The following is a 13,004-nucleotide window of genomic DNA, read 5'->3' as shown; positions in this document are numbered from 1 at the left end:
GTCGGCTTCAGCCGCCGACCCGCTCGAATATCTTCTCGATCTTCTCTTTCAGCACCTGGGCGGTGAAAGGCTTGACCACGTAGCCGTTGACCCCGGCCTGGGCCGCTTCGATGATCTGGTCGCGCTTGGCCTCGGCGGTGACCATCAGCACCGGCAGGTGCTTCAGGCGCTCGTCGGCGCGTACCGCGCGCAACAGGTCGATGCCGGTCATGCCGGGCATGTTCCAGTCGGTGACGAGGAAGTCGAAGTTGCCGCTGTGCAGCATGGGCAGCGCGGTGGTGCCGTCATCGGCTTCCGCGGTGTTGGTGAACCCCAGGTCACGCAGGAGGTTCTTGATGATGCGCCTCATCGTGGAAAAGTCGTCCACGATGAGAATTTTCATGTTCTTGTCCAAACCTGCCTCCGTCCAGTCCCGGCGCGCCGTGGCGGGCGCGCCTTGAATACCCTTGGGCGGGCGCCTTGGCGGCGCCTGCCGTGTTGCTTGTCGGTGGCGGGGTGCCCCGCCCTTTTCGCCGCCCTCATAGCAAAGGGCCAGCAGTGTCGAACCGACGGGATTCTATACGCCCCGCCGGAAAAATCCGTTACTTCCTTGCGCCCACCGGTCGCTCAGTGCGCCCGCCACTCCGAAAGCCGGGCCCGCAGGCGCGCGGCGCACTGGCTGTGCAACTGGCTGACGCGCGACTCGCTGACCCCCAGCACCTCGCCGATTTCCTTGAGGTTGAGCTCCTCGTCGTAGTACAGCGCCAGCACCAGGCGCTCGCGTTCGGGCAGCTTGGTGATGGCGTCGGCCAGCGCCTGCTGGAAACGCTCGTCCTCCAGGCCGTGGGAGGGCTCGTTGTCCAGGTGCGTGGTGTCTTCCGCCGGGCCCTGGGCGCCTTCCTGCAGCAGGTCGTCGAAGCTGTACAGGCGGCTGCCCTGGGTGTCGCTCAGGATCGCGTAGTAATCGTCGAGACTCATATTGAGTTCGGCAGCGACCTCCTGATCTTTAGCATCGCGTCCGGTCCGCGCCTCGATGGTGCGGATGGCGTCACTCACCATGCGGGTGTTGCGGTGCACCGAACGCGGCGCCCAGTCGCCCTTGCGCACCTCGTCGAGCATGGCCCCGCGGATGCGGATGCCGGCATACGTCTCGAAGCTGGCGCCCTTGCCCTGGTCGTACTTCTTCGCCGCTTCGAGCAGGCCGATCATTCCGGCCTGCATCAGGTCTTCCACCTGCACGCTGGCCGGCAGCCGGCCCAGCAGGTGGTAGGCGATCCGCTTGACCAGCGGCGCATAGCGCTGGATCAGCTCTTCCTGGGCATTGCGCGCCTGCGTCTTGCTGTACATAAGCGCTCCGGAGCCGCTCATCATACGGTCGAACCCGTGGTGGGATGCTGCACCAGGCGTTCGACGAAGAACTCCAGGTGCCCGCGCGGGTTGGCCGGCAGCGGCCAGCTGTCGACTTTCTGGGCGATGGCGCGGAAGGCCAGCGAGGCCTTGCTGCGCGGGAAGGCTTCATAGACCGAGCGCTGCTTCTGCACGGCCTTGCGCACCGACTCGTCGTAGGGGATGGCGCCGACGTACTGCAGCGCCACGTCGAGGAAGCGGTCGGTGACCTTGGTCAGCTTGGCGAACAGGTTGCGCCCTTCCTGCGGGCTGTGTGCCATGTTCGCCAGCACGCGGAAGCGCGTCATGCCATAGTCGCGGTTGAGCAGCTTGATCAGCGCATAGGCATCGGTGATCGAGGTCGGTTCGTCGCAGACGACCAGCAGCACTTCCTGGGCCGCGCGGACGAAGCTGACCACCGAATCGCCGATGCCGGCGGCAGTGTCCACCAGCAGCACGTCGATGTTCTCGCTGATGTCGCTGAAGGCCTGGATCAGCCCGGCGTGCTGCATGGGCGAGAGCTGCACCATGCTCTGCGTGCCCGAGGCCGCCGGGACGATGCGGATGCCGCCGGGGCCCTGGAGGATCACGTCACGCAGGTCGCATTCGCCTTCGATGACGTCGGCCAGGGTGCGCTTGGGCGAAAGCCCCAGCAGCACGTCGACGTTGGCCAGGCCGAGGTCGGCGTCCAGCAGCATGACGCGGCGGCCGAGGTCGGCCAGCGCCATCGCCAGGTTCACCGAGACGTTGGTCTTGCCGACGCCACCCTTGCCACCGGTGACCGCGATTACCTGAACGGGATGCATACCCATAGTCTTACCTTGTCTCTTCATCGTCCCCGGCGCGTCTGGCGCCTGGGTCTGCCGGTCGCGGTGCTCTCCCGCCACCAGCGCTTACGGATCTGCTCGAGCATCCGTATCCGCCTGGCGCCCCGCGTGCGGGGGCGCCCCTGGAATCCGTCAGCCGACGTGTCGCGCCGGCTGCTGGTAGAGGCCGGCGAACATGCCGGCCATGGTGTCTTCGCACGGCTCCTCCGGAGCCTGCAGGCTGACCGCGCGGCTGACCAGCTGGTGCGCGCGCGCCACCTGCAGATCATCCGGAATTCGCGGCCCGTCCGCCAGATAGGCAACCGGCAAGCGTTGTGCTATCGCCAGCGCCAGGGCCTCGCCCAGGCTGCCCGCCTCGTCCAGCTTGGTCAGTATGCAGCCGGCCAGGCCGCAGCTGCGATAGGCGTGCAAGGCGGCCTTGAGCACCTGGCTCTGGCTGGTCGCGGCCAGCACCAGGTAATTCTTCACGTTCAGGCTCTGCGCCGCCAGGGCTTCCAGCTGCATGCGCAGCGCCGGGTCGCTGGCCGGCAGGCCGGCGGTGTCGATCAGCACCAGGCGCTTGCCCGCCAGCGGCGCCATGGCCTGCAGCAGCGACTGGCCGGGGTCGACCAGGGTCACCGGCACGTTGAGGATGCGGCCCAGGGACTTGATCTGCTCCTGGGCGCCCAGGCGGAAGCTGTCCATGCTGACCAGCGCCAGGTTGTGCGCACCGTACTTGAGGACGTAGCGCGCCGCCAGCTTGGCCAGGGTGGTGGTCTTGCCCATGCCGGCCGGGCCGACCAGGGCGATCACCCCGCCCTGCTCCAGCAGGTCTTCGTCGGGGGTGCGGATGGCGCGCGCCAGGTGGGCCAGGAGCATGCGCCAGGCCTGCTTGGGCTCGGCGATGGAGGCCACGCGTTCGAGCAGCTGGCGGCTCAGGTCCGCCGGCAGGCCCATGCGCTGCAGGCGGCGCCACAGGCCGGCCTGCTTCGGGCGCCGGTGCTGCAGCTGGCTCCAGGCGATGGAGCCCAGCTGCACTTCGAGCAGCTCGCGCAGGCCGTTGAGTTCGAAGCGCATGGCGTCCAGCGCCTGCTGGCTGACGGCGGCCGGCGCGGCGGCGGGCGCCGGGGCGGCCATGGCCTCGGCCAGGCTCGGGCGCCTGGCCGGCTCGGCGCCGTACAATTGACGGTCCTTGCGCGCGGTGGCGGCGGCGCGCACCGGGCTGTCCAGCTCGGCGCGGGCCTGGGCGATGCGCGCCTGGGTCTGGCGCAGCTCGGCCTCCAGCGCCGGGTTCGGCTTGCTGGCCGCTGCCGGCGGTTGATAGTCCAGCGCCGCGGTCAGCTCGACACCGCCGGCGACCCGGCGGTTGCCGATGATGGCGGCATCCGCGCCCAGCTCGTCACGGACCAGTTTCATGGCCTGACGCATATCGGCGGCGAAGAAGCGTTTAACCTGCATGGCGCTGTCCTTCAGTTCTGTCCAACGGTGGCGACGATGGTGACTTGCTTGTTATCCGGAATTTCCTGGTAGGCCAGCACGCTCATGCTCGGCACCGCCATCCGCGCGAAACGCGACATCATCGCGCGGATCGGCCCGGCCACCAGCAGGATCGCCGGCTTGCCGAGCATTTCCTGGCGCTGCGCGGTCTCGACCAGCGAGCGTTGCAGTTTTTCCGCCATGCCCGGCTCCAGCAGAATGCCGTCTTCCGAACCTTGCCCGGCCTTCTGCATACTGTTCAGCAAGATCTGTTCCAACCTGGGCTCCAGGGTGATCACGGGCAGCTCCGGCTCTAGTCCCACAATGCCTTGGACGATTGCGCGGCTCAGCGCCACGCGTACCGCTGCCACCATGGCGGCGGGATCTTGACTCTTGGCGGCAACGTTGGCGATGGCCTCGGCAATGGTGCGGATGTCGCGCACCGGCACCTGCTCCTGCAGCAGGTTCTGCAGGACCTTGAGCAGGGTGGACAGGGAAATCAGCCCCGGAACCAGTTCTTCCGCCAGCTTCGGCGAGGTCTTGGCCAGCAGTTGCAGCAGTTGCTGGACTTCCTCGTGGCCGAGCAGCTCGTGGGCGTGCTTGTGCAGCACCTGGTTGAGGTGGGTGGCGACCACGGTGCTGGCGTCCACCACGGTGTAGCCCAGGGATTGCGCCTGGTCGCGCTGGCCGGGCTCGATCCACACCGCTTCCAGGCCGAAGGCCGGGTCCTTGCCGGCGATGCCGTTGAGGGTGCCGAACACCTGGCCGGGGTTGATCGCCAGCTCGCGGTCCGGGTAGATCTCCGCTTCCGCCACGCTGACGCCCATGAGCGTCAAACGATAGGCGTTGGGCAGCAGGTCGAGGTTGTCGCGGATGTGCACCGAGGGCATCAGGAAGCCCATGTCCTGGGACAGCTTCTTGCGCACGCCCTTGATCCGCGCCAGCAGCTGGCCGCCCTGGTTGCGGTCCACCAGCGGGATCAGCCGGTAGCCGACCTCCAGGCCGACCATGTCCACCGGGGTGACGTCGTCCCAGCCCAGCTCCTTGGTTTCCTGGCTGCGCTGGGCCGGCAGCAGCTCCTGCTGGCGCTGGGCTTCCTGGACCTCGGCCTGGGCCGCCTTGCGCTGGCGCTGGACGATCATCCAGGCGCCGCCGGCGGCTACGGCGCCGAGGCCGATGAAGGACACGTGCGGCATGCCCGGGACCAGGCCCATGGCGATGAGGATGGCGGCGGAGATGGCCAGCGCCTTGGGCGAGGCGAACATCTGCCGGTTGACCTGCTGGCCCATGTCCTCGGAGGAAGACACGCGGGTCACCATGATCGCCGCGGCGGTGGACAGCAGCAGCGACGGCAGCTGCGCCACCAGGCCGTCGCCGATGGTCAGCAGGGCGTAGACCTTGCCGGCGTCGCCGAACGACATGGAGTGCTGGATCACGCCGATGGCGACGCCGCCGATCAGGTTGATGAAGAGGATCAGCAGGCCGGCGACGGCGTCGCCGCGGACGAATTTCGAGGCACCGTCCATGGAGCCGTAGAAGTCGGCTTCCTGGGCCACCTCGGCGCGGCGCTTCTTGGCCTCGGCCTGCTCGATGAGGCCGGCGTTGAGGTCGGCGTCGATGGCCATCTGCTTGCCGGGCATGGCGTCGAGGGTGAAACGCGCGCTCACCTCGGAGATCCGCCCGGCGCCCTTGGTGACCACCACGAAGTTGATGATCATGAGGATGGCGAAGACCACGATGCCGACCACGTAGTTGCCACCAATCACCACTTCGCCGAAGGCCTGGATCACCTTGCCGGCGGCGGCGTGGCCATCGTGGCCGTGGAGCAGCACCACGCGGGTGGAGGCGACGTTCAGCGCCAGGCGCAGCAGGGTGGCGACCAGCAGGATGGTCGGGAACACGGCGAAGTCCAGCGGGCGCAGGGCGTACACGCAGACCAGCAGGACGACGATGGACAGGGCGATGTTGAAGGTGAAGAGCACGTCCAGCAGGAACGGCGGGATCGGCAGGGTCATCATGCCCAGCATCGCCAGCAGCAGCAGCGGCACGCCCAGGTTGCCACGGCCCAGGCCGGCCAGGTTGCTGCGCACTGTTCCGATCAATTGCGTACGATCCACCCCGAACTCCCCTACCCTGCTACAACGAATTTTTGACGCCGAAAGTGGCGCCGACAGGGTATTTGCAGGAAGTGTTCCAACTTTGCCGGAGCCAGGTGTGGCGCGGATTTCCGACGAAGCCGGGGGGCGGCCAAGGCCAACGGCGGATAACCGCGAACGGTTATTCGCCCTACGCTGGGAGTGGCGACGTAGCCAGGAGTATCAGGATGGCTGCGGATTTTCCGGCCGCTCAGGACAGCCCCCTCTCCCGCTTGCGGGAGAGGGTTGGGGAGAGGGCGCTCTAAAGCCCAGCACCTAAAGTCCCCTGCAAACCCCGTTCGCGAGCAAGCTCGCGCCTACGAAAAGCACCTCAGCAGCGCTTCCTTGTAGGAGCGCGCCCTGCGCGCGATTCGCGGGCAGGGCCCGCTCCTACACGTCCGGATATTTCCCGTCCGCGGCTCCGCCCGCCGTCGCCCCGGCAAGCAAAAAAACCGCGGCCGGAGCCGCGGTTTTCTGGGTCACGCCAGGATCAGTGGACCAGGATCGAGGCCTTCTTCGCCCGGACCTTCTCCGGGTTGATCAGGAAGCGGGCCAGGGCCGGCAGCAGCCAGAGCGCGCCGAACATGTTCCACAGCAGCATGAAGGTCAGCATCAGGCCCATGTCGGCCTGGAACTTGATCGCCGAGAAGATCCAGGTGGCCACGCCGATGGCCAGGCACAGGCCGGTGAACAGCACGGCCTTGCCGGTGGACTTCAGCGTCTCGTAGTAGGCCTCCTGCAGCGACAGGCCCTGGCGCAGGAAGGTCTCCAGGCGGGTGTAGATATAAATCCCGTAGTCCACCCCGATGCCCACGCCCAGCGCGATCACCGGCAGCGTCGCCACCTTCACGCCGATGCCGAGGGTGGCCATCAGCGCGTTGCCCAGCACCGAGGTGAGGATCAGCGGCAGGACGATGCAGAGGGTCGCGGTGAAGGAGCGGAAGGTGATCATGCACATGACCGCCACGCAGATGTACACCAGCACCAGGATGATCAGCTCGGACTGCTTGATCACCTCGTTGGTGGCCGCCTCGATGCCGGCGTTGCCCGCGGCGAGCTTGAACTTCAGGTCATCCTTCTCGTGGTCCTTGGCGAACTCCTGCACGGCGTGCACGGCGCGGTCGAGGGTCTCGGCCTTGTGGTCGTTGAGGAATACCAGCAGCGGCGCCAGCGAGCAGGCGCTGTTGTACAGGCCGTCGGCGCGGCTGATGGAGTTGTTCAGCACGTCCTTGTTGCGCGACAGGGTTTCCCACTTCAGGTTGCCCTCGTTCATGCCCTTGATCACCTGCTTGGACACGGTGACCAGGGAGATGGCCGACTGCACGCCCTCGGTGTTCTCCAGCTTCCACGACAGCTCGTCGATGGCCTGCAGCGTCTGGTGGCTGGAGCAGCCCTCGGCCGCCGACTCGACCATCACCACCAGCACGTCGGAGCTGGTGGAGTAGTTGCGGATGATGAAGTCGTTGTCCTGGTTGTAGCGCGAGTCCGGGCGCAGTTCCGGCGCGCCCTGGTCGAGGTCGCCGATCTTCAGATGGTGGCCCTGCCAGAGGCCGCCGGCGAACATCACCAGGGCGATCAGGATGGAGATGGGCGCCACCTTGGCGCTGGCGAAGTTGGACAGCAGGCGCCAGAACGGGTGCTCGCGCACGGCGTCCTTCTTGCTGCGCTCCACGGCGCGCTTGCTGATGCCGATGTAGGAGATCGCCACCGGCAGCAGGATCAGGTTGGTGAAGACGATCACCGCCACGCCGATGGAGGCGCCGATGGCCAGTTCGCGGATCACCCCGATATCGATCACCAGCAGGGTGATGAAGCCCACGGCGTCGGCGAGGATGGCGATCATGCCGGGCAGGAACAGTTGGCGGAAGGTGCGCCGCGCGGCCAGCAGCGGGGTTTCCGCGTCACTGGACTGCAGGGCGATGCCGTTGATCTTCTGCACCCCGTGGGAAATGCCGATGGCGAAGATCAGGAAGGGCACCAGCATCGAGTACGGGTCCAGCCCGAAGCCGATGGTGTGCAGCAGGCCGAGCTGCCAGATCACCGCCACCAGGGTGGTGGAGAGCACGGCGATGGTGGAGCGCACGCACTTGGTGAACCACAGCAGCAGCACCAGGGTGATGACGAAGCAGATGCCGAAGAAGCCCACCACCATGACCAGGCCGTCGATCAGGTCGCCGACCTTCTTGGCGAAGCCGACGATGTGGATCTTCACGTTGGGGTTCTGCGCCTGGTACTTGTCGCGGATCTTCTCTTCCAGCTCATGGGAGAACTGGCGGTAGTCCAGCTTCAGCAGCTTGCTCTGGTCCTGGGCGTCGGGGTAGACCTCCAGCAGCGGCACGTCGACGATGCTGGACTTGAAGTTGTTGGCCACCAGGCGGCCGATCTGGCCGGACTTGAGGACGTTGTCGCGCAGCTTGTCCAGGGCCTTGGCCGAACCGTCGTAGGTCTGCGGGATGACCTCGCCGCCGGCGAAGCCCTCTTCCGTCACCTCGGTCCAGCGTACGCTGGGGCTCCACAGCGACTTCAGGCCGGAGCGGTCGACGCCGGGGATGTAGAACACCTCGTCATGGATCTGCCGCAGGGTGTCCATGTATTCCTTGGTGAAGATGTCGCCGTTCACCGCTTCCACCGAGATGCGCACGGTGTTGCCAAGGTTGGAGAGGTCGTTGATGTGGCTCAGCATGTTCTGGATGAACGGGTGCTTGAGCGGGATCATCTTCTCGAAGCTGGTGGACGGCCGCACCTGGGTCGCCTGGAAGGCGAGGAACAGGGTCGCCAGCAGGCAGAGGATGATAACGATCGGACGGTTGTTGAAGATCAGGCGTTCGAGCAGGGTCGCCTTGTCCTGGTGATGCGAGTTGACTGCGTTCATAGGGCTTCCCCGGCTCATTGTTGTTCTGTCAGCTCGGCGCCGGTCGCCGAAGCCAGGTGGATGCCGCCCTGGCCGACCAGGACCAGGTTGCCGTCGCCGGCCGCGCCGACCCCGGCCAGCGCCAGGCGGTCGGGCCGGTTGAAGATGTTGAAGGTGCGCCCGTCGTCCTTGCTCACCAGCACGCTGCCGCTGTTGCCGACCACGGCGATGCTGCCGTCGGGCAGCAGCGAGCCTTCGGCCAGGCCGAACTCCAGGGTGCCGTCACCGGCGATGGGCAGCGCCACCTGTTGCCAGGTGTCGCCGAAATCGGTGGAGCGGAACAGGTGCCCGCGCAGGCCGTAGATCAGCACGGTGCCGGGCTGGGCGGTGCCGACGGCGCCGAACAGCGAACCCTCGTAGGGGCCCTGCAGTTTCTCCCAGGTGGCGCCCCAGTCCTTGGAGCGGAACAGGCTGCCGGATTCGCCCACCACCAGCAGGCCGGAATCCTTCACCGCGGCGATGCCGTTGAGGTGGAACTGGTCTTCGTTGTCCAGGCGCTCGCTGACGTCTTCCCAGCTCTTGCCGCCGTCGTGGGTTTCCAGCATGGCGCCATAGGCACCCACGGCCAGGCCGTGGTTCTCGTCCTGGAACCACACGTCCAGCAGCGGCGCTTCGCGCTTGAGGTCTTCGAACTGGCGCGTCCAGGTGGCGCCGCCGTCTTCGCTGGCGAGGATCTGCGCGTCGTGGCCGACCGCCCAGCCCTTCTTGTCGTTGACGAAGAACACCGCGGTCAGCAGCTGGCGGGTGGGCACCTTGGCCTGGGTCCAGGTCTTGCCGTTGTCGTCGGAATAGAGGATGTGCCCGCGGTCGCCGACCGCCACCAGGCGCTTGCCGGCGTGGCTGACGCTCAGCAGCAGGCTGCTCGGGGCCTTGGCCGAGGCGATGGCGTAGCCATCGGTGTCGCTGGCCGGGGCTTCGCTCGCGCCGGCATGCAGCGGCGCGGCCGCCAGCCACAGCAGCGAGAACGCGCCGAGCAGCGAAAGCGACTTGCGCAGGGGGGACGGGGTGGCGGAAACCGAGAGCCCGGACGAACGCACGGACAGCTCGCCGGTGGCGTGCCGCAGATGCTCACGCATATAGCCTTACCTCTTTGTTTTTATTGCAGGCGGATAGGGAGTGGTCGTTATATGCCAGCCTTTACCCAGCCTGACAATTAAAGGCACGTTATCTTTTGTTAAGCGCAGCGGGAGTCATCCGAAAGGACTAGGGAAAGCTGCAGCCCAGTCGCCACGCGGCCTCCAGCGCACAGGAAAAAAGATACCGACGGTAACACTCCGGGTATTTCCGGGTACCTGGAAGCGCTCGCGGGAACACTTGGGAACTTGGCTCGGTCGGCGGGCGGATGCTTTCCCGTAGGAGCGAGCTTGCTCGCGAACGGGAGTTGCCGGCGGCTGTGTGCGTTGAGGTTAAGAGCGCCCTCTCCCCAACCCTCTCCCGCAAGCGGGAGAGGGGGCTGTCCGGAGAACCGTAGGATGGTGTTGAGCGAAGCGATACCCATCACCACCACCGCATGGGTTTCGCTGGCTCAACCCATCCTACGAAGAACGCCTCGGCGCGATTGGCGAGACAGCAAGTCCACAGGCGAAAAAAAGGTGTTACCGGCGGGGCCGATAACACCTTTTTTCCGTCAGCCGGGAGCAGCGTCAGGCGAGGCTCTTGCTGACCACCTCGTAGACGTCGCTGGACAGCTCGCCGGAGGCCAGGATGCGCTCCAGCTCGGCGCGCATCAGGGCCTGGCGCGCCGGGGCGTATTTGCGCCAGCGGGTCAGCGGCGCCAGCAGGCGCGAGGCGATCTGCGGGTTGAGCGCGTTGAGGGTGATCACCTGGTCGGCCAGGAAGCGGTAGCCCGCCCCGTCGGCGCGATGGAAGTTGACCAGGTTCTGGTTGGCGAAGGCGCCGATCAGGGCGCGGATCTTGTTCGGGTTCTTCAGGGTGAAGGCCGGGTGGCCCATCAGCGCCTGCACGCGCTCCAGGCCGCCGGGCAGGGTGCAGCCGGCCTGCACGCTGAACCACTGGTCCATCACCAGCGGGTTGTCCTTGAAATAGTCGGCGAACATTTCCAGGCCCTTGGCCTTCTCGTCGTCGTATGGCGAGTTGACCAGCACCGCCAGGGCGGTCAGGCGTTCGGTCATGTTATCGCAGGCCTCGTACTGCTCGAGGCAGGCCGCCAGCACTTCGTCGCCGCCCACCAGCATCAGGTAGGACAGCGCGATGTTCTGCAGGCTGCGCCGGGCGATGTGCTCGGCCTCGGCCAGGTACGGCGTCTTGCGCGAGGCCTCGCGGTTGGCCTGGTAACGCTGCCACAGCGGCTCGCGCAGGGCCTCGGCGATGCGCTTGCGGGCGAACTCGCGGGCGGCGTGGATGGCCTCGACGTCGGCCACTTCGCTCAGCTCCGTGAGGTAGGCCTCGCTGGGCAGCGAGAGCATCTCGGCGACCATCGCCTGGTCCAGGGCGTTGTCCTGCAGCAGGGTGTGGAAGGCAGCGATCAGGCGCTCGTCGAGCACCAGTTGCTCGCCGCGCTGGTGCTGGCCGATCAGTTCCTGGAGCACCTGCACCGACAGCTGCTGGCCGGCTTCCCAGCGGTTGAAGCCGTCCTCGTCGTACTGCATGAGGAACATCAGCTGGTCGCGGTCGTAGGGGAAGCTCAGCTTCACCGGCGCGGAGAAGCCGCGCAGCAGCGACGGCAGCGGCTTCTCGGCCAGGCCGACGAAGGTGAAGGATTGCTCGGCCTCGGTCACCTGCAGCACGCGGTTGCTGCCGTGGGCGTGTTCCTCGCCGGCCAGGCGCAGCGGCAGCGGGTTGCCCAGGTGGTCGAGCAGGCCCATTTCCACCGGGATGACGAAGGGCTGCTTGTCCTTCTGGCCCGGGGTCGGCGGGCAGCTCTGGCGGAAGGTCAGGGTGTAGCTCTGCGCCGCGGCATCGTAGCTTTCCTCCACCGCCAGGCGCGGGGTGCCGGCCTGGCTGTACCAGCGCTTGAACTGCGTCAGGTCGACGCCGTTGGCGTCTTCCATGGCCTTGACGAAGTCGTCGCAGGTCACCGCCTGGCCATCATGCCGTTCGAAGTACAGGTCGGTGCCCTTGCGGAAGCCCTCGGCGCCGAGCAGGGTGTGGATCATGCGCACCACTTCCGAGCCCTTCTCGTAGACGGTCAGGGTGTAGAAGTTGGAGATTTCGATGAAGGAGTCCGGGCGCACCGGGTGGGCCATGGGGCCGGCGTCCTCGGCGAACTGGTTGGTGCGCAGGAAGGCCACGTCCTCGACGCGCTTGACGGTGCGCGAGTTCATGTCGGCGGAGAACTCGCTGTCGCGGAACACGGTGAAGCCTTCCTTGAGCGACAGCTGGAACCAGTCGCGGCAGGTCACGCGGTTGCCCGACCAGTTGTGGAAGTACTCGTGGGCCACCACGCCCTCGACGCGCTGGTGCGCGGCGTCGGTGGCGGTCTCGGCCTTGGCCAGCACGCAGCTGGAGTTGAAGATGTTGAGCCCCTTGTTCTCCATGGCGCCCATGTTGAAGTCGTTGACCGCGACGATCATGAAGATGTCCAGGTCGTACTCGCGGCCGTAGACCTTCTCGTCCCAGCGCATGGCCTTCTTCAGGCTGTCCATGGCGTGCTGGCACTTGTCGATGTTTTCCGGCTCGACGTAGATGCGCAGGGCGACTTCGCGCTCGCTCAGGGTGGTGTAGGTGTCTTCCACCGCCCAGAGGTCACCGGCGACCAGGGCGAACAGGTAGGCCGGCTTCTTGAACGGGTCCTGCCAGGTGGCCCAGTGCCGCCCGTCCTCTTCCGAACCGCTGGCCACCGGGTTGCCGTTGGACAGCAGCACCGGGTACTTGTGCTGCTCGGCCGAGACGGTGGTGGTGAAGCTGCTCATCACGTCCGGGCGGTCGAGGTAGTAGGTGATCTTGCGGAAGCCCTCGGCCTCGCACTGGGTGCAGAACATCTTGCCGGACTTGTACAGGCCTTCCAGGGCGGTGTTCTTCTCCGGGTGGATGCGCACGGTGCTGTCGACGGTGAACTGCCTGGCGGTCGGCTGCAGCGTCAGGTGGTTCTCGTCCAGCTGGTAGTCGCCCTCTTCCAGCACGCGGTCGTCCAGGGCCACCCATTGCAGTTCCAGCTGCTGGCCGTCGAGCATCAGCGGCGGCAGGCCCTCGCCGCGCTCGGGGTTGCGGCGCATGACCAGTTGCGCGTGGACCAGGGTGTGGTCCTCGTACAGCTCGAAGGTCAGGTTGGTCTCGTCGATCAGGTACTCGGGCGCCTGGTAGTCCTTGAGGTAGATGACTTTCGGTTGATCGGTGCGCATGTGGCCCTCC

The 13,004-nt window shown here is 66.5% G+C and carries 8 protein-coding genes; all 8 read right to left on the bottom strand.

What is annotated here, in order from left to right:
• Positions 1–7: 7 nt before the first annotated feature.
• Positions 8–382, bottom strand: a complete 375-nt coding sequence (locus PcP3B5_RS08890; RefSeq protein ID WP_009621098.1) for a chemotaxis response regulator CheY — start codon at positions 380–382, stop codon at positions 8–10.
• A 224-nt stretch (positions 383–606) separates the two neighbouring features.
• On the bottom strand, positions 607–1,350 hold the full coding sequence (gene fliA / locus PcP3B5_RS08885) for an RNA polymerase sigma factor FliA (RefSeq protein WP_043267440.1): 744 nt from the start codon (positions 1,348–1,350) through the stop codon (positions 607–609).
• Complete coding sequence (fleN, locus tag PcP3B5_RS08880) at positions 1,347–2,198, bottom strand: flagellar synthesis regulator FleN (protein WP_370311049.1); 852 nt, start codon at positions 2,196–2,198, stop codon at positions 1,347–1,349. The genes fliA and fleN overlap by 4 nt, the downstream gene beginning before the upstream one ends.
• Positions 2,199–2,324: 126 nt before the next feature.
• Positions 2,325–3,629, bottom strand: a complete 1,305-nt coding sequence (gene flhF, locus PcP3B5_RS08875) for a flagellar biosynthesis GTPase FlhF (protein ID WP_061561047.1) — start codon at positions 3,627–3,629, stop codon at positions 2,325–2,327.
• Between the two features lie 11 nt (positions 3,630–3,640).
• Positions 3,641–5,764, bottom strand: coding sequence for a flagellar biosynthesis protein FlhA (flhA, locus tag PcP3B5_RS08870; RefSeq protein ID WP_009621090.1), 2,124 nt, complete (start codon positions 5,762–5,764; stop codon positions 3,641–3,643).
• Between the two features lie 508 nt (positions 5,765–6,272).
• A complete protein-coding gene (locus PcP3B5_RS08865; RefSeq protein WP_009621088.1) occupies positions 6,273–8,654 on the bottom strand; it encodes an efflux RND transporter permease subunit in 2,382 nt (793 codons plus the stop codon).
• Positions 8,655–8,668: 14 nt separating this feature from the next.
• Positions 8,669–9,769 (bottom strand): YCF48-related protein, encoded by a 1,101-nt coding sequence (locus PcP3B5_RS08860; RefSeq protein WP_145923863.1) that lies wholly within the window; start codon positions 9,767–9,769, stop codon positions 8,669–8,671.
• A 567-nt stretch (positions 9,770–10,336) separates the two neighbouring features.
• On the bottom strand, positions 10,337–12,994 hold the full coding sequence (gene pepN / locus PcP3B5_RS08855; protein WP_061561046.1) for an aminopeptidase N: 2,658 nt from the start codon (positions 12,992–12,994) through the stop codon (positions 10,337–10,339).
• Positions 12,995–13,004: the final 10 nt, after the last annotated feature.

This window comes from Pseudomonas citronellolis (assembly GCF_001586155.1).
GTDB classification, from domain to species: domain Bacteria; phylum Pseudomonadota; class Gammaproteobacteria; order Pseudomonadales; family Pseudomonadaceae; genus Pseudomonas; species Pseudomonas citronellolis.
Note: the sequence above shows the minus strand (reverse complement) of the source record. Positions and strands in the feature narration are given on the sequence as shown.